Genomic DNA, 18,597 nt, shown 5'->3' with positions numbered 1-18,597 from the left:
AGGATTAAAAGCCAAACTTGACAGCTGCCAATATCGTCTTGACCATTTATCACTTTATGCACCTGTTGATGGACGCATTGATGATTTAAGTATCCACACTTTGGGTGGCTTTGTAGAAGCGGGGAAAACGCTCATGCGTATTGTCCCTGGTGCGGGCGGTCTCATTGTTGAAGCGTTTTTTGATAATAGAGATATTGGCTTTTTAGAAAAAGGACAACGTGCTTACGTGAAATTTTCTGCCTTTCCGCCTGAACGCTACGGTGTTGTCTATGGCACAGTTATGAATGTAGGTGCAACAGCTCGCCGTGAGCAAGAAATTAATGGTGCTTATGCTGTTTTAATCAAAATCGACCAGGCTCACATCACTTTTAATCAGAAAGAGCTGAAATTTATTCCAGGCATGACTGTGACAGCTGATGTCATTACTTCAAAACGGCGTCTCATTTCTTATTTCTTTGAACCTATTACAAAAATTTTAGAACAATCTCTAAAGGAAAGATAATGTCTGTAAATGAAAATTTATTACCATCACCCATAGATCCTCTTACGGCTTTGGGTGCCATGATTATTTTAATGCTTACATCTCCCTTATACCGTCGCTGGCGAATTTAGGATATTGAACGAAACTTAGGTCCAGCTTTACAGACTGGGCAATATAAACTCTATAAAAATGAACGTGGAGAATTTTGCGCCTTTATCACTTGGGCTTTTTTAGATGAAAAAAATCATCACTCTATGCTTAAAACGGGAGAGTTTTTACCCGATGCCAATTGGCAGAATGGAAAATACGTATGGTTCATCGATTTTGTTGCACCTTATGGTCATACTGCTCATATTGTACGCAATATGCAACGAAACATATTTCCTGATCAGCGTTATTGTTATGCTGTACGACGTAATGAAGAGGGTGGAATACGAAAAATTGCACGCTGGTGTAGCTACAGAACACAAAATCCAGCCAAATAGTTATTATAAAATAAGTGAGTATAAATTCATTTAGAAACTCTTCTCATAATAGATTTGCTTAGATTTAACTTTTTTCCAAATCCATTTCAAAAACGATAGCGCAATCCACCAGAAAAACGAATTCCAATAAAACCAGCTTTGGTAAGCTTATATTGATAATTGAGATCACCGTGAAGTATCATTTTAGAAGACAATTGTGAATTAATACCCAAACCAGCTTCTAAAGAAGAGCCAAAAGAACCTAACTGAAAAGCATCTTTAAAATGCACAAATTGTTTTCCTCTAAAATTATGAGAAAGATGAATTTTGCCATACAAAGACATGGTACGCTCCTTTTCAGGCTCTGCAAATATCTTAGTTAAACGCCCACCAATACGCATTACCCATTGATCAAGTTTTCCCATATCAACATCAAATCCATCGATATCGCGTGCTTTATGAAATTGAAGATGCTGATAAACAAATTGAATTTGTGGATCAAAAACAAAACCTTCATACCCAGTCATAAATGCCTTACCAGCAGATAATGAAATATTTAGAGGGCTTCCTTTTAATGTTACCGCTTTGCCCCGTACAGAAGTGAGAACATCGCCTTTTAAAAGACCATAGGATAAAAGGCCATCCACATAAAATCCAGCCTCATGTTTCACATTACCATAGGCCGTCACTGACTGTTTATGAAATATACTCTCTTGGCTTTGTTCAACATTCTGAGGTTGTAAAGAAAGTCTTCCATAGGTTCCCATAATGCCAAAGGATGTTGTACTGTATGCATTTTCAATTGTTTTAAATAAAATACCGGCCTCTATGGCATTATAATCAAGATCACCTGCATAACCATATTTAAGAGCGGACAGATCTGTGATATAACGATGTTTTCCACCATAACCATGAACAAAGAAATTAGGTGTTCTCTCAATCTGTCTACTAGAAACAGAGCGTATAGTTTTCAATTGCTCATTTTGATTATTAATATCCATCAAGCCAGCATGAAATAAAGCATTTGGTAAAAGAAGATAAGTTGGAATTTGTGGAACAACATCTCTCACTCTTAACTCATGGGGGAGTTTGGATGTCTTTTGAATGGATTGAATGTATTTACTTTCAAGGCGAAAATCCCAAAAACTCCCATCGCCTTTTACTAATCTTTGAGAATTCTTTGCTCTCCCAAGAGAAGAATCTGGGCCATACCCACGCAGATAATATTGGTAAGGCAAACCTTCCAGCGCAATATAAGAACTATCCAGTTGAAAAGAATCTTCGGCTGCTTTTCCAGAGACTTGAATAAGTGAAATAGTTTTAGAATTTTCACCGCCTGCTGTCTCCCCTTGACTTGCTGTAATAAACTGCACATAAACTGTGGTTTTTCCGGAAACATCACCATGAATCAAAAGCCGGTCAGTCTTTTGATTATTAAGCGAGCCATCAGCACCTAGATGCGTATTGAGATAAATCCGTGCATTATCCTGAGCATTGTAAACTTCTCCCCCTCCCTTTCCAACATAAAGAGTCTGGTATTGTTGCAAAGTTGGATCTTCAAAGATAAGAGAACTGTCAGAAAGCTTTACAAATGAAATAGACGAATTTACACGGTTTAAATTTTGCGAATTTGCCTCTTTCCTTTTTGTCAAAATCCATTTTGACCCTCCTGTCAAATAAAGTTCCGCGACAGAATTATCTGTAACGCGTGTGCCCCCTATAAGGGAAGAAGAATCAGCTAAAATCGCTACAGAAGATCCCTCCTCCGATGTGAGTAATAAGTTACCAGTGATCTCTGTACCCTCTGTTAAGCCAATATAACCACTGCTCTTACGACTATGAATAGCTGTACCATTTGGAACATCAAAAGTTGTATTTTTCAGAAAAACAAATCCCTGTTGGTATTCATTGTTTTCTTTGTTCATATCAAAGTACATGCCATATTTATTACCTGTAACAGTAACTTTCGAATCTTCAATATTAACGCGTGAAATTAAAATATTTTCCTCTCCGCTCCCACTTGATTGCGTATGAGCATCTAACCCCATCCATAAACCATGAATATCGGTTGCAACAACTTTGCTCTTTTTTAAAGAAATAGAGCCATGCTGATTTACATTAAAAACCGCAAGACCAATCCCATCGTCTTCATCTATATCGATTTGTTGATCTTTTGAAAAAATGCTAACCTCCTCTAAAGTCGCACGCCCCCTTATGCCTACATAAAGTGCTGCTGCATCTTCCACATCAATCGATCCCCCCGTCATCTTAATAATCGCATCGGCACCACTAAACAGAGCTACTCCTTGGTTAAAATCCTGCCCTTTCACCTTAATTTTCGCATTTGTTAAAAGGACAGATGCCCCTTGCTTTTCTGCATGAACACCTATCTCAATTGCCTCAACTGTTCCACGATTTATCTCGATTATTCCCTTATTAGCTCTCAGACCTGTTGACATATCCTTAAAAGTTGAATCATTCAAAACAACTTTTCCCCCTTGCGATGCAACAACACCATAAGTATCTTGTACTCCAACAATACTACTAATTTTTAGACGATTTGCTTGAATAACTGTACCTGCCTTCTGTGCAACTATGGCAGCAGAGAATATAAGAGAATTATCTCTTCCCTTTTCTTCTTTAGAGGATTTAACAAATTTGTATATTTTATCGCTAATTGTATGTTCTACACCATCACTACATTGATAAGGTAACTTTCCTTCCTCACATGGAAATAACACAGATGAAGGAGAATTCGCGTTAACATTTATATTCAATAAAAAAGAAAAAATAGCTGTTGTAAAAACGCACGAGTATAAGCGACTTTTAGATACCCTAATCATCATTCCTCTTCAAACTTTCTTTTTCTCAGCAAAACAAAAAATGCAGGAAAGAACAAACTCTGGACCAAAACACGATGATATAAAATAAACAATAAGCTGCTTATCCGGCAAATTAAAGTAATCATAATACATTTTGTGTTTTATGTAAAGAGAGAATAAAATAAGAGAGCACAATTTACGCTTGCAACCTTTTAAAGATGTTGTATAAAATAGTTAAGAAAGCTAGCATTATCTATCTTCAAAAAACAAATTTAGTAAAATTATACCTATACAAATTTATAAAATAAAAACTCTGAAAAGAATTTTATATTAAACTAAATGTATTATTCTGAGAAATAAATATTTAGCAATATGAACTGTATTATATAAATATAAATGACAGATCGATAAAAAGTGAAACTACACGGATTCCTCCGATAGAAGCCTTGTAAGCTTATTAATATTTCTCAGCCCTATTTTCCGAGATAGTTCAAGACTAAATGGAAATGATGGATTGAAGAAACAATTTCGCATAGATAAGAAAACGCAAGAAAGTGGGGTTTTTGATCATTACCAGCAGAAAAATTTAAAGCTGGCATTCAGGTTGTTCTTTATATTCTTTACAATGAGGACTATTCAAACGTCTATCCACATTTCGCTGAGGAATAATTGCATCAGTCTGACAAATCGGAAGATTTTCATGCTTCTCACATAATTTCACCATTCCAAATTTCTCATGGAAACCTGCTTGTATCATGCATAGACGCTTTGCTTCCTCTTCGTTTAATTTTTTATCGAGGCTCATTTCTATATTAAGACGACCATCAAGATGTAGTATTCCACATTCTAGCAAAGCTTTTTTTATCTCAATTTGATCTGCTCCAGCCTTCTCCCATGCATCGACAATTGTTCGAGAAGGCTGTTCTTGGTAACATCCTGCCATAATAAATAAAATGATCCCGCTTAATAATTTAAAAATCCGCTTCATTTTTCTATCCTTGAATATTTGATATTAAAAGCAACCGATAAATTACTTTACATCCTGTCTTTTATTTCCAAAACAATGGTAGACGATATCAACCTTCATTATCATTTTGATATATCTCATTTTCACTAATTTCTGCCATTACATGTCAGAAATATAGTACAATTACGGCTGAATTGCTCTTTCCTTAACGTTATATCTATAATTATTATCGATATTCGCGTTACAACCTAGAGAGGTTTTATCAAGTATTGTGTCACATTTGTACCAGCTATAGATAAACAGCATTATCATAATGCTTTGAAGAAATAATCTCACACAGACACGTAAAAACATGAAGGTGGGGATTGTTGATCATTACCAGCAGACTTAAGGCGCACATTCATATTGTTCTGGATGTTTTTACAATAAGGGCTATTTAAGCGCTTCTTGATACTTCTCTGTGGAATGACAGTGCCAGGATAACAAATGGGAAGGTTTTCCTCTTTAAAAGTACAACATGACTTCCCTCCTCGAAACTACTCCATCTCTATAGTAGAATCCTATCTGAAACATGCAGATATAAATCACTGTTTTTACATTGATGCTAACTTTTGTATTTTCTGTATTCTTATCATAAAGGATTGGCATTCCGCATTCCAACAATGTGCTTTTTCTATCTAATTCTGTTTTCTATAAACCGTTTTCTCTGCTTTCCTGAAGTCTTAAATATGAAAGAAATACAACGTTTTTCATCATGCAAATATTGTATAGCAAAAATCAATTGCTTTTCCGATTATAAAAAACTTTTGATCATTCATTATAGCTTTTTCAGTTTTTATAAAAAATATTAAAATTAGTCGTTATCTTATTTTAGATAAGACACCATTTTTCTTTAAAATATCGCTGCTGTATTACCCTATGTACTCTTCTCCTTTGAAATCCTTAAAAAAACGCTTTAATCTGACAGCATTTAAAAATTTCATAAATTAAAAAAAAGATAAAGCGTATTAATAAGAAAATACAACAAACCACCATAGATGCTTAAGATGACTATCATCTCACAATTTTTATTGTCATATTTGTTTTTAAAATGCACATCTTCTGCATTGTAAAATAAAAAACGCCCGAATTCTAAATTCAGGCGCTCTCCTCTTATTCTTTATGACATTTATTTAAATTATTCAGCAACGGCTTCAGTTGCCATATTTGTCAACATCGCCTTAGCTACCTCATTATTGCTAGATTTGCGACGCTCATCTACGATTAAATCATCACGAACTGCTGCAATACGGCGGATTTGTGCAATCGTTCCTCCTGTACCAGCTGGAATGAGACGACCAACAATAACATTCTCCTTAAGACCTTGCAAAGTATCAATTTTACCAGAAACTGCCGCTTCAGTAAGCACTCTTGTTGTCTCCTGAAAGGATGCTGCCGAAATAAACGATGGTGTTTGAAGAGATGCTTTGGTAATGCCAAGAAGGATAGGAGTCCCGGATGCAGGTCTCTTTCCTTCTGCAATCAAATTATCATTGATCTCATCAAGCTCAATACGATCAACATTATCGCCTGGAATATAACCAGAATCCCCAGATTCAGTAATTTCTACTTTTTGCAACATTTGGCGAACAATCACTTCAATGTGCTTGTCATTAATGAGAACACCCTGCAAACGATAAACTTCTTGAATTTCATTAACAAGATAAGACGCCAAAGCTTCAACACCCTTAATTGCCAAAATATCATGAGGTGCTGGATTACCATCAAGGATATAATCTCCTTTTTCAATTTGGTCGCCTTCTTGGAAGTGAAACAACTTACCTTTGGGAATCAAATATTCTACTGGTTCAAGAGTTTCATCATTTGGTTCAATGATAATACGACGTTTATTCTTATAACCACGACCAAATCGAATTGTACCACTGACTTCAGCAATAATGGCGTGATCCTTTGGACGCCGCGCTTCAAAAAGCTCTGCTACACGTGGTAGACCACCTGTAATATCTTTTGTTTTAGCACTTTCCATGGGCAAACGCGCAATAACATCACCAGCCTTAACATGAGAACCAGGTTCAACAGACAAAATAGTTTCCACTGACATCATGTAACGGGCTTCACCTCCTTTATGCAATTTGGCAATGTTGTCACCTTTTTTATCCGCATGGATAATAATAGCTGGTTTTAACTCAGCACCACGAGGATTCGCACGCCAATCAATCACCAAACGCTTCGTAATACCCGTAGATTCATCAGCTGTTTCAGTAACAGATAAACCATCAATCATATCCTCAAACCCTACATAACCCTCAACTTCAGTTAAAATCGGACGGGTATAAGGATCCCATTCTGCTATACGTTGGCCACATTTAACGACGTCACCATCATCAACAAAAACATGTGCACCATAACTCACACGATGCACAACACGCTCTTTGCCGGTTTCATCCTTGATAAGGATAGCCATATTACGTCCCATAACCACCAAATGACCTTCAGAATTACGAACGACATTGCGATTACGAATCTCTACGGTACCTTCATAAGAAGCTTCTAAATGAGATGAATCAACAACTTGCGCCGTTCCTCCTAAGTGGAAAGTACGCATCGTAAGCTGGGTTCCCGGTTCACCAATTGATTGAGCAGCGATAACACCAACTGCCTCACCCTGATTAACTGGTGTCCCACGCGCCAAATCACGACCATAGCATTTGGCACAAACACCAAGACGCGTTTCACATGTTAAAGCAGAACGAATTTGAACAGATTGAATTCCGGCTTCTTCAATCTTAGCAACATCAGCTTCCTCAATCATTGCGCCACCTTCAAGGATAACCTCTCCAGAAGCCGGATGCAAAATATCAATAAGCGCTGTGCGCCCCAGAATTCTTTGCCCAAGAGACGCAACAATCTGCCCTGCATCAACAATCGGCTGCATAGTGAGCCCCTTTGCAGTACCACAATCAACAGCTGAAATAATAGCATCCTGTGCAACATCAACAAGACGCCGTGTAAGATAACCAGAGTTAGCTGTTTTTAATGCAGTATCAGCAAGCCCTTTACGAGCACCGTGTGTCGAATTGAAGTATTCGTTAACAGTTAGCCCTTCTTTAAAGTTTGAAATAATGGGGGTTTCAATAATTTCACCCGATGGCTTTGCCATTAATCCGCGCATACCAGCTAGCTGTTTCATCTGGTTGGCAGAACCACGTGCACCAGAATGCGACATCATATAAATAGAATTCATTGGACGCTGACGACCCGTTTTAGGATCAAATTCAACGGACTGAATGCGTTTCATCATTTCATCGGCAACGCGATCCGTACATTTACCCCACGCATCTACAACCTTGTTATATTTTTCACCTTGCGTAATCAGACCATCATTATATTGCTGTTCATATTCTTTGGCCAAAGCTTCTGTCTCTGCAACCAAACGTGACTTACTATCAGGAATAACCATATCGTCCTTGCCGAATGAAATCCCCGCACGACACGCATAAGAAAAGCCAAGTTGCATAATACGATCACAGAAAATAACTGTCTCTTTCTGCCCACAGTGCCGATAAACCTGATCAATCATTTTAGAAATATTCTTTTTAGTCATCTCTTGATTGACAGTATCAAATGAGATATTTGAATTTCTTGGTAAGAGCTCTCCAATAATTAAGCGACCAGGTGTTGTATCATAAAGTTTAGCAACCTCTTTTCCATCTTTGCCTATATTTTTAACACGACCTTTTATCTTCGTGTGAAGCGTTACAATTTTATTTTCCAAAGCATGATGGAGTTCACCCATATCGGCAAAGGCCATGCCCTCTCCTGGTTCTTTTTCAGAAACAATCGAAAGATAGTAAAGACCAAGAACCATATCCTGTGATGGAACAATAATCGGGGCACCATTGGCTGGATGAAGGATATTATTGGTTGACATCATCAAAACACGGGCTTCAAGCTGTGCTTCAAGAGAAAGCGGAACATGAACCGCCATCTGATCACCATCAAAATCCGCATTAAAAGCCGTACATACCAATGGATGAAGCTGAATAGCTTTGCCTTCAATCAAGACAGGTTCAAAAGCCTGAATCCCTAGACGGTGTAATGTCGGCGCACGATTAAGCAAAACAGGATGCTCACGAATCACTTCATCCAAGATATCCCAAACTTCAGGATGTTCTTTCTCAACAAGCTTCTTGGCTTGTTTTACAGTTGACGAATACCCCTTCGCATCAAGCCGTGCATAAATAAAAGGCTTAAATAATTCCAGAGCCATTTTTTTAGGAAGACCACATTGATGTAGTTTTAATTCAGGACCTGTCACGATAACAGAACGCCCTGAGTAATCAACACGCTTCCCAAGTAAGTTTTGACGGAAACGTCCTTGTTTACCCTTTAGCATATCTGAAAGAGACTTTAATGGACGCTTATTTGCCCCAGTAATCACACGCCCACGCCGACCATTATCAAACAATGCATCAACGGCTTCTTGTACCATACGTTTCTCATTACGTACAATAATTCCAGGAGCACGCAGTTCAATCAGACGCTTTAAACGGTTGTTACGATTTATGACACGACGATAAAGATCATTTAAATCTGAGGTCGCAAATCGCCCACCATCAAGTGGAACCAATGGACGTAAATCAGGTGGAATAACTGGTATCGTTTTCATAATCATCCACTCTGGTTTATTGCCAGATTCCAGGAAATTCTCAACGATTTTAAGCCGTTTAATCAGTTTTTTTTGTTTTAATTCCGACGTTGTTTCAGACAATTCAACGCGCAAATCATTGGCTATTTTCTCTAATTCCATACCTGCTAGAAGCTCATAAATAGCTTCAGCACCAATCATAGCCGTAAATTGATCTTCCCCAAACTCATCAATAGCAAGCATATATTCTTCTTCGGAAAGAAGTTGATGAAGCTTAAGGGAAGTCAATCCTGGTTCGGTTACAATATAATTCTCAAAATAGAGAACCCGCTCAATATCCTTCAAAGTTAAATCTAAAAGCGTAGAAATACGCCCTGGTAATGATTTCAGAAACCAAATATGAGCAACCGGTGCTGCAAGCTCAATATGGCCCATGCGCTCACGACGCACACGCGAAAGTGTCACTTCTACACCGCACTTCTCACAAATAATGCCCTTATATTTCATGCGTTTATATTTACCGCATAGACACTCATAGTCCTTAATCGGACCAAATATACGCGCACAAAAAAGACCATCACGCTCTGGCTTAAAAGTCCGATAATTAATCGTCTCAGGCTTCTTGATCTCACCGTATGACCAAGACAAAATCTTCTCAGGACTCGCAATGGAAATACGAATAGAGTCAAATGTCTGCGCTGGCGCTTGAGGATTGAAAAGATTCATGACCTCGTGGTTCATGCCGTTCTCCTTCAAAGATTCTTAGAACCTGTTGTAATATCTCATTTGTTTTATCACAGATGTTATTTAAAGCCTATTTCTACTTTTTAAAACTGTCTGTGCTCTTTTCATAAAAGTTTCTTGATTTAGCCTCTCAAGACAACCAGAGCGCACTCTTTCCAGCGCGCTCCCTGAATTATTATTCCGATGTATCAGATAATGCCCGCTGCGCAATAAGTTCACGTGCATCATCAAGTTCTACATTGAGAGCAAGTGAACGCATTTCTTTTACCAACACATTAAAGCTCTCAGGTATACCAGCTTCAAATGTATCATCACCACGCACAATTGCCTCATAAACTTTTGTTCGACCAGCAACATCATCCGATTTAACTGTCAACATTTCCTGTAGAGTATATGCAGCACCGTAAGCTTCAAGTGCCCAAACCTCCATTTCACCAAAACGCTGACCACCAAATTGCGCCTTACCACCCAATGGTTGCTGTGTAACAAGCGAATATGGCCCAATCGAACGCGCGTGAATTTTATCATCAACAAGATGGTGTAACTTCAACATGTAAATATAACCCACCGTCACCGGACGATCAAAAGGCTCTCCAGTACGACCATCGTAAAGCGTAACTTGACCCGAGCTATCTAAACCTGCATCCTCTAGCATCATATTGATATCAGCTTCATGCGCTCCGTCAAAAATAGGCGTTGCGATTGAAACACCTTTTTTCATCTGCTGCGCCAATTTGTAGAGGCTTTCATTATCATACTGACGGACTGGTTCATTATGATCATTATCAGGCATAAGATTTTCGATACGCTGACGCAGAGGCAGGATATCCCCAGTCTCTTGATATAACTCTAGCAAATCGCCAATCTTCTTGCCCATGCCAGCACATGCCCAACCAAGATGCGTTTCAAGAATTTGCCCAACATTCATACGACTAGGCACACCAAGCGGATTCAAAACAATATCAGCATGGGTTCCATCTTCAAGAAATGGCATATCTTCTACTGGAAGAATACGAGATACCACCCCCTTATTACCATGACGTCCCGCCATTTTATCACCTGGTTGGATTTTGCGTTTTACCGCCACAAAAACCTTCACCATTTTCATGACACCAGGAGGCATTTCATCTCCTCTTTGGACCTTTTCAACTTTATCCATAAAGCGACGTTGCAAGGCTTCCTTTGATTCATCATATTGCTTGCGCAAAGCCTCAATTTCATTCTGAAGCTTTTCATCCTCAACAGCAAATTGCCACCATTGTGAGCGCGGATACTGACCCATTATCGTATTATCAAGCTTCTTACTGCTTGCAAAACCTTTCGGTCCTTCTACCGCTACTTTACCTGCCAACATATCGGCAAGACGTGCATAAACATTGCGATCAAGAATGGACTGTTCATCATCACGGTCTTTCGCCAAACGCTCGATTTCCTCACGTTCAATTGCCATTGCACGTTCATCTTTTTCTACACCGTGACGGTTAAAAACACGAACTTCAACCACAGTTCCAAAAGTTCCTGGCGGCATTCGCATAGAAGTATCACGAACATCTGAAGCCTTCTCCCCAAAAATCGCGCGCAAAAGCTTTTCTTCTGGGGTCATGGGACTTTCACCTTTTGGTGTAATCTTACCAACCAAAATATCACCAGGTTGAACTTCAGCACCAATATAGATGATGCCAGCTTCATCAAGATTCCTTAACGCTTCTTCTGCAACATTAGGAATATCGCGGGTGATTTCTTCAGGACCAAGCTTTGTATCCCGTGCTGCAACTTCAAACTCCTCAATATGAATCGAAGTAAAGACGTCATCGGCAACAATGCGTTCAGATAACAAAATGGAATCTTCGTAGTTGTATCCGTTCCAAGGCATAAAAGCGACAAGCACATTCCGCCCAAGAGCTAAATCACCAAGATCCGTGGAGGGACCATCTGCAATAATATCCCCCTTTTCTATCCGATCTCCAACATGCACAAGAGGACGCTGATTAATACAAGTAGACTGATTAGAACGCTGAAATTTCTGTAAGCGATAAATATCAACGCCAGATTTTGAAGGATCTAAATCTTCTGTTGCACGAATAACAATACGGGTTGCATCAACTTGATCAACAATACCACTCCGCTTTGCACTCACAGCTGCACCCGAATCACGTGCAACAACGGATTCCATCCCCGTACCAACAAAAGGTGCTTCAGCACGTACAAGAGGCACTGCCTGACGTTGCATATTTGATCCCATCAGAGCACGATTGGCATCATCATTTTCCAAAAACGGAATAAGAGCTGCTGCGACCGAAACTAGCTGCTTTGGGGAAACATCCATCAAATCTACATGATCACGGGGTGCCATCAAAACCTCACCAGCATGACGACAAACAACGAATTCTTCTGTAAAGCGTCCTTCACTATCTAATGAAGAATTAGCCTGTGCTACATAATGCTTTGATTCTTCCATAGCAGAGAGATAAATAACTTCTGTTGTTACTTTACCATCAACAATTTTACGATATGGACTTTCAATAAAACCATATTTATTGACACGTGCAAATGTCGCTAAGGAATTAATCAAACCGATATTAGGGCCCTCAGGCGTTTCAATTGGACAAATACGACCATAATGCGTAGGATGTACGTCACGAACTTCAAAACCTGCTCTCTCACGAGTCAAACCACCCGGACCAAGAGCAGAAAGACGGCGTTTATGGGTAATTTCTGATAATGGATTGGTTTGATCCATAAACTGCGATAATTGCGAAGAACCAAAAAATTCGCGAACCGCTGCAGCCGCAGGCTTTGCATTTATTAAGTCCTGCGGCATGACTGTATCAATTTCAACCGATGACATACGCTCTTTTATCGCACGCTCCATGCGCAATAAACCAATGCGGTATTGATTCTCCATCAATTCCCCAACAGAACGAACACGACGATTGCCAAGATTATCAATATCGTCAATTTCACCACGACCATCACGCAATTCAACCAACATCTTAACAACAGCAAGAATATCTTCTTGACGCAAGATGCGAACAGTATCTGGACAATCAAGATCCATACGTAAATTCATCTTAACACGCCCAACAGCAGAAAGATCATAACGCTCAGGATCAAAAAATAATGAATGGAACATAGCTTCTGCTGTATCGATTGTTGGTGGCTCACCTGGACGCATTACGCGGTAAATATCAAACAATGCATCCTGTCGACTTTCATTTTTATCCACTTTTAAAGTATTGCGGATATATGCTCCAACATTCATGTGATCAATATCAAGGATATTGATCTGATCCGCATTAACATCAGATAAAATCTTTAATATTTTCTCATCAATTTCATCGCCAGCTTCAAGATAAATCTCGCCTGTCTGATAATTAACAATATCTTCTGCTAAATAGCACCCTAATAAATCATCCTCACTGACTTTAACTGCTTTTAGACCTTTTTCAGCTAAAGACTTTGCAATACGAACCGTTAGCTTTTTACCAGCCTCAGCAACAACTTCTCCACTGTCTGCATCAACAAGATCAGAAACGAGCTTCATTCCTTTAAAGCGATCAACAGAATAAGGAATACGCCACCCATCTCCATCTCGCTCATAAGTCACTTTATTATAAAACGTCGACAAAATATCTGATGCATCCATGCCTAATGCCATCAAAAGACTCGTAACAGGAATCTTACGTCGCCTATCAATGCGGGCATAAATGATGTCTTTCGCATCAAACTCAATATCAAGCCAAGAACCCCGATAAGGAATAACACGCGCAGCAAAAAGAAACTTCCCCGATGAATGGGACTTCCCCTTATCATGATCAAAAAAGACACCAGGAGAACGGTGCATCTGTGAAACAATAACACGCTCTGTACCATTAATGATAAAGGTACCATTCGTCGTCATTAAAGGCATATCGCCCATATAAACGCCCTGCTCTTTAATATCTTTGATATCCTTCGAGCCAGTGTCTTCATCAACATCAAAAACAATTAAACGTAATATCACTTTCAATGGTGCAGCATAAGTCAAATCACGCTGACGGCATTCCTCAACATCAAATTTTGGTAAATCAAATTCATAACCAACAAATTCAAGCATAGCTGTACCGGAAAAATCCGAAATAGGAAATACCGATTTAAAAACAGCTTGCAAACCTTCATCTGGTCGTCCACCTTTTGGTTCCTCAACCATGAGAAACTGATCGTATGACGCTTTTTGAACCTCAATAAGATTCGGCATCTCTGCTACTTCAGGAATCTTACCAAAAAATTTGCGTACGCGCTTACGACCATTGAATTGAGACATCATCGCTAGGGTCTGAGCCATCGTCGCTCCTTGATCTTTACTTTTCAAGGTAGACTACACCTTGAAAGCCTTATATCATTAACCTGCATATGCAGATCAGTTCACTTGCAACCCAATAAGGGCACTACCAACTTGTCCCACTTATAAAAAACATCTATTCAATGAGCTCTACAATGAGGGACTAAGAGCAAAAACCACTCCCAACAACTACTGGATAGCTGGGAAAAGTTCTTCATTAATCATTTCCCTTCTCGTTAGAAGAAAGGAAATCGGCGAACATAAATGCTCGCCGATGAAATCAAACTTATTTAAGCTCAACTTTAGCACCAGCAGCTTCAAGTTGAGATTTAATTTTTTCTGCTTCGTCTTTAGAAGCACCCTCTTTAATAGGTTTAGGTGCTCCTTCCACCAAATCTTTAGCTTCTTTAAGACCAAGGCCTGTAAGAGCGCGAACTTCCTTAATAACATTAATTTTTTGCGCACCACCTTCAACAAGAATAACATCAAATTCTGTTTTTTCTTCAGCAGCTGGAGCAGCAGCACCAGCAACAGCAGCGACAGCTACAGGAGCAGCAGCCGAAACACCCCATTTTTCTTCAAGCAACTTAGAAAGCTCTGCTGCTTCCAAAAGGGTTAGGTTAGAAAGGTCTTCTACGATCTTCGCTAGATCAGCCATTTTTAAATTCCTTCAATTAAAAGATTTGAACCATTGTTTAAACTTATTCAAAAAAATAGAAAAGCACCAAAACTCTTCCATAAGTATGAATACAAAACAGTCTTAAGCCGCTTTATTCTCCTGAGCATATGCCCCAATAACACGTGCGACCTGACCACCAGGTGCATTAACAACCTGTGCGATACGGGTTGCAGGAGTAGAAATCATACCTACAAGTTTTGCACGCAATTCGTTTAGTGAAGGCAATGAAGCCAACGACTTCACAGCATCTACACTCAAAATTGTTGCACCCATTGAACCGCCAAGGATGACAAATTTGTCATTGGTTTTCGCAAAATCAACAGCAACTTTCGGTGCTGTAATTGGATCTTCCGAATAAGCAATAAGCGTTTGTCCCGTAAACAGACACGCTATTGATTCAGATTCCGTGCCCTGAAGAGCGATTTTAGCAAGACGGTTTTTGGCGACTTTAACGGCTCCGCCAGCTTCACCCATTTTCGAACGAAGATCGTTCATCTGCGAAACTGTCAGACCGGAATAATGTGCAACAACAACAGAACCAGACTTCTGGAAAGCCTCGTTAAGCCATGTAACAAATTCGCGTTTTTCCGCTCTATTCACTGTCTCTCTCCATTTAACAGATTTGCTTAAAACAAACCCGTTGGTTACCTTTGATAACATAAAATATCTTATGCCACCGATGAGGATCCTGTCCCCTTTTTCACGCACAGCGATTAAAGGCAACCCTGGCTCAAACCCTTTAAGTCTTTTAACTCTCAGTTCTTACCCCAGTCTCATGCAGGTTTTTTTTGATTAAGATACTCCAATAGCATCACCCACAATCTCGGACAGGATATTCCGGAATTTCCTCCGGTATAACCTAAGCTCGATAAAGCCTAGATAACAAAATACCGATAAAAATCGATATTTTAAAATATAATTTTGATATTCATACACCCCAAACCAAAATATAAATCTGTTTAAACTCACTCTGAACGAACTGTTGTAGGATCAACTTTAACCCCAATCCCCATAGTTGAAGAAACTGCAACACGTTTAATATATTCACCTTTTGCACCTTGCGGCTTGGCTTTAATAACAGCACTGGCAAAAGCTTTAATATTTTCTACTATTTTTTCAACCCCAAAAGAAGCCTTACCAATACCAGCATGTACAATACCGGCTTTTTCAACACGAAATTCAACAGCACCACCTTTAGAAGCTTTAACAGCACCAGAAACATCAAGTGTCACAGTACCAACTTTTGGATTTGGCATTAAACTGCGTGGACCAAGAATCTTACCAAGACGACCAACCAGAGGCATCATATCCGGTGTTGCGATACAACGATCAAAATTAATCGTCCCACCATTAATACTTTCAAATAAATCTTCAGCCCCTACAATATCCGCACCCGCAGCTTTAGCCTCATCAGCCTTATCCCCACGCGCAAAAACGGCGACACGAACATTCCTCCCCGTTCCATTGGGCAAATGAGCAACACCTCGAACCATTTGATCTGCATGACGCGGGTCAACACCCAAGTTCATTGAAATTTCAATTGTTTCGTCAAATTTAGCAACTGCACGCTCCTTAACCATCGAAACAGCATCATTTAAAGCATAAAGTTGATTAAAATCAACATCTTTGCGGATATTTTTTATTCTCTTTGCTAGTTTTGCCATAACATTAGCCCACCACTTCCAAGCCCATAGAGCGAGCCGAACCTTCAACCATACGCATCGCTGACTCAATGTCATTTGCGTTAAGATCTTTCATCTTTGCTTCTGCAATTGAACGTACCTTATCGCGCGAGATGCTCCCTACAGACACTTTACCAGGCTCTTTTGAACCAGATTTTAAATTTGCTTCCTTTTTTAAGAAAAAGGATACAGGAGGAGTCTTTAAAGAAAAGGTAAAAGACTTATCTTGGTAATAAGTGATCACAACTGGAATCGGTGCACCCTTTTCCATTTCTTGTGTAGCTGCATTAAATGCCTTACAAAATTCCATAATATTAATACCGCGCTGACCAAGAGCTGGACCAATCGGTGGAGATGGAGTAGCAGCTCCTGCAGGAACCTGCAACTTAAGCTGACCTATACTTTTTTTTGCCATAACAATCTGCCTTCAATTTTACTGGTATACGGACACTTGCTTGACCGACACCTGCTGCAGTTGAGTGGTTCGGTTCATTAAGCCGACAAAAGCCATAAATCACCTCCCACCAATTACTCAAAGTGATAAAAACCACTTTAAGTCTCATCAGAGTTTTTCAACCTGATCAAACTCTAAATCAACAGGCGTAGGACGCCCAAAAATGAGCACCTCGACCTTAAGGCGAGAGCGCTCTTCTTCAACCTCTTGAACAATACCATTAAACGAAACAAAAGGACCATCAGCAACGCGAACCTGCTCTCCTACCTCAAACAATACAGAAGATTTCGGAGTATCAACACCTTCTTGAACCTGTTTAAGAATTTGCTCAACTTCTCGATCAGAAATGGGAATGGGACGTGAATCTGACCCCAAAAAACCCGTCACTTTAGGTGTATTTTTAATGAGATGATAAACCTCATCTGTCAATTCAGCACAAACAAGAACATAACCAGGAAAAAATTTCCGCTCAGCATCAACCTTGCGTCCACGACGAACTTCTACAACACGCTCTGTGGGAACAAAAATCTTTTCAAACAGATGATCAAGCCCCTTCTGTTTTGCTTCCTTCTCAATAGCTTCCGCTACCTTCTTTTCAAAATTTGAATATGCCTGAACAATATACCAACGAGTAGCCACAGTCACACTTCCTTGCACTTTCAACTAAAAAGATATTTTAGAAGATCAATAACCCGCCAAACACCAAAATGCATAATTTGATCCACAACAAAAAAGAAAGCCGAAGCTAATGTCGTTACTAACAACACCATAACAGTCGAAATCACTGTTTCACGACGCGTAGGCCACTTCACCTTAACTGTTTCTGCATAAACCTGCTTTAAAAAGGTAATCGGATTGGTTTTAGATGCCATTAGTCACACTATACTCTTTCTAGCTTTATTGTGTTTATACAACAAAATAAATACGACAAAAATGCGAAAAGGCAATCTTAAACCTTATGCACCTTATGCAGCTTCCTCATTCTCTATTCAATAACGATTCACACACAAAAAAACAAGCCCCATAGAAAAAAAAGAGAGTAAGGCAGTAAAAAAACCACCTCCTAATAGTTAAAACTCATTTCCCTCTGGCAGGGGCAGCAGGACTTGAACCCGCGACCTGCGGTTTTGGAGACCGCCGCTCTACCAACTGAGCTATACCCCTAACTTTTTATTAAATCATACCATCAAATCCCCTCAAAGAGCATCACTTACTCAATGATCTTAGAAACGATACCGGCACCAACAGTACGACCACCTTCACGAATAGCAAAGCGAAGTTTCTCTTCCATAGCAATAGGAACAATCAATGAAACATCCATCGCAACATTATCAC

Annotated in this window: 13 protein-coding genes, 1 tRNA gene and 2 pseudogenes; 2 read left to right on the top strand and 14 right to left on the bottom strand. The window is 39.4% G+C overall.

Features of this window, described 5'->3' with window-relative positions; genetic code table 11:
• Together PVV69_RS07880 and PVV69_RS07875 are read left to right on the top strand one after the other, a co-directional pair.
• The coding region (locus tag PVV69_RS07880) for an HlyD family efflux transporter periplasmic adaptor subunit (protein ID WP_273757075.1) at positions 1-502 on the top strand (502 nt) is incomplete at its 5' end.
• A gap of 113 nt (positions 503-615) precedes the next feature.
• Positions 616-966: a toxin-activating lysine-acyltransferase gene (locus PVV69_RS07875; RefSeq protein ID WP_273757077.1), complete on the top strand. Its 351-nt coding sequence runs from the start codon at positions 616-618 to the stop codon at positions 964-966.
• 86 nt (positions 967-1,052) lie between these two features.
• Here the strand turns inward: PVV69_RS07875 and PVV69_RS07870 are convergent, their stop codons facing one another.
• The 14 genes and pseudogenes from PVV69_RS07870 to tuf form a co-directional block, all read right to left on the bottom strand.
• Complete coding sequence (locus PVV69_RS07870) at positions 1,053-3,788, bottom strand: autotransporter outer membrane beta-barrel domain-containing protein (protein WP_273757074.1); 2,736 nt, start codon at positions 3,786-3,788, stop codon at positions 1,053-1,055.
• A 565-nt stretch (positions 3,789-4,353) separates the two neighbouring features.
• Entirely contained in the window at positions 4,354-4,755 is a 402-nt protein-coding gene (locus PVV69_RS07865; RefSeq protein ID WP_273757073.1) for a hypothetical protein, read from the bottom strand.
• A 366-nt stretch (positions 4,756-5,121) separates the two neighbouring features.
• Positions 5,122-5,397, bottom strand: a pseudogene (locus tag PVV69_RS10080) (hypothetical protein); the annotation flags it as partial.
• A 514-nt stretch (positions 5,398-5,911) separates the two neighbouring features.
• Positions 5,912-10,123, bottom strand: a complete 4,212-nt coding sequence (gene rpoC / locus PVV69_RS07860) for a DNA-directed RNA polymerase subunit beta' (RefSeq protein WP_273757072.1) — start codon at positions 10,121-10,123, stop codon at positions 5,912-5,914.
• 178 nt (positions 10,124-10,301) lie between these two features.
• Positions 10,302-14,450: a DNA-directed RNA polymerase subunit beta gene (rpoB, locus tag PVV69_RS07855; RefSeq protein ID WP_273757071.1), complete on the bottom strand. Its 4,149-nt coding sequence runs from the start codon at positions 14,448-14,450 to the stop codon at positions 10,302-10,304.
• 283 nt (positions 14,451-14,733) lie between these two features.
• Positions 14,734-15,105 (bottom strand): 50S ribosomal protein L7/L12, encoded by a 372-nt coding sequence (gene rplL / locus PVV69_RS07850; protein WP_004860149.1) that lies wholly within the window; start codon positions 15,103-15,105, stop codon positions 14,734-14,736.
• A 102-nt stretch (positions 15,106-15,207) separates the two neighbouring features.
• Positions 15,208-15,726 carry a 50S ribosomal protein L10 gene (rplJ, locus tag PVV69_RS07845; RefSeq protein WP_273720980.1) on the bottom strand — a complete coding sequence of 173 codons (519 nt, stop codon included), beginning with the start codon at positions 15,724-15,726 and terminating at the stop codon, positions 15,208-15,210.
• A gap of 365 nt (positions 15,727-16,091) precedes the next feature.
• A complete protein-coding gene (rplA, locus tag PVV69_RS07840) occupies positions 16,092-16,790 on the bottom strand; it encodes a 50S ribosomal protein L1 (protein ID WP_273757076.1) in 699 nt (232 codons plus the stop codon).
• 4 nt (positions 16,791-16,794) lie between these two features.
• The gene (rplK, locus tag PVV69_RS07835; RefSeq protein WP_183228998.1) at positions 16,795-17,223 is read right to left on the bottom strand and encodes a 50S ribosomal protein L11; all 429 of its coding nucleotides are present in this window, start codon (positions 17,221-17,223) and stop codon (positions 16,795-16,797) included.
• A complete protein-coding gene (locus PVV69_RS07830; protein WP_273757070.1) occupies positions 17,195-17,359 on the bottom strand; it encodes a hypothetical protein in 165 nt (54 codons plus the stop codon). The genes rplK and PVV69_RS07830 overlap by 29 nt, the downstream gene beginning before the upstream one ends.
• An 11-nt stretch (positions 17,360-17,370) precedes the next feature.
• The gene (gene nusG / locus PVV69_RS07825) at positions 17,371-17,901 is read right to left on the bottom strand and encodes a transcription termination/antitermination protein NusG (RefSeq protein ID WP_273720978.1); all 531 of its coding nucleotides are present in this window, start codon (positions 17,899-17,901) and stop codon (positions 17,371-17,373) included.
• Between the two features lie 20 nt (positions 17,902-17,921).
• A complete protein-coding gene (secE, locus tag PVV69_RS07820) occupies positions 17,922-18,134 on the bottom strand; it encodes a preprotein translocase subunit SecE (RefSeq protein WP_273720977.1) in 213 nt (70 codons plus the stop codon).
• Between the two features lie 216 nt (positions 18,135-18,350).
• Positions 18,351-18,426 (bottom strand) — tRNA-Trp (locus PVV69_RS07815).
• Between the two features lie 46 nt (positions 18,427-18,472).
• A pseudogene (gene tuf, locus PVV69_RS07810) lies at positions 18,473-18,597 on the bottom strand (elongation factor Tu); the annotation flags it as partial.

It is taken from the genome of Bartonella sp. MM73XJBT (assembly GCF_028618465.1).
GTDB lineage: Bacteria > Pseudomonadota > Alphaproteobacteria > Rhizobiales > Rhizobiaceae > Bartonella.
The sequence above is the reverse complement of the archived record's forward strand: the minus strand, read 5'-3'. Positions and strand labels throughout refer to the sequence as shown.

Coding starts and splice junctions, on each gene's coding strand:
- rplL (WP_004860149.1), bottom strand. CDS start 15,105: ATGGCTGATCTAGCGAAGATCGTAGAAGACCTTTCTAACCTAACCCTT.
- rplA (WP_273757076.1), bottom strand. CDS start 16,790: ATGGCAAAACTAGCAAAGAGAATAAAAAATATCCGCAAAGATGTTGAT.
- rplK (WP_183228998.1), bottom strand. CDS start 17,223: ATGGCAAAAAAAAGTATAGGTCAGCTTAAGTTGCAGGTTCCTGCAGGA.
- rpoB (WP_273757071.1), bottom strand. CDS start 14,450: ATGGCTCAGACCCTAGCGATGATGTCTCAATTCAATGGTCGTAAGCGC.
- PVV69_RS07865 (WP_273757073.1), bottom strand. CDS start 4,755: ATGAAGCGGATTTTTAAATTATTAAGCGGGATCATTTTATTTATTATG.
- rpoC (WP_273757072.1), bottom strand. CDS start 10,123: ATGAACCACGAGGTCATGAATCTTTTCAATCCTCAAGCGCCAGCGCAG.
- PVV69_RS07870 (WP_273757074.1), bottom strand. CDS start 3,788: ATGATTAGGGTATCTAAAAGTCGCTTATACTCGTGCGTTTTTACAACA.
- secE (WP_273720977.1), bottom strand. CDS start 18,134: ATGGCATCTAAAACCAATCCGATTACCTTTTTAAAGCAGGTTTATGCA.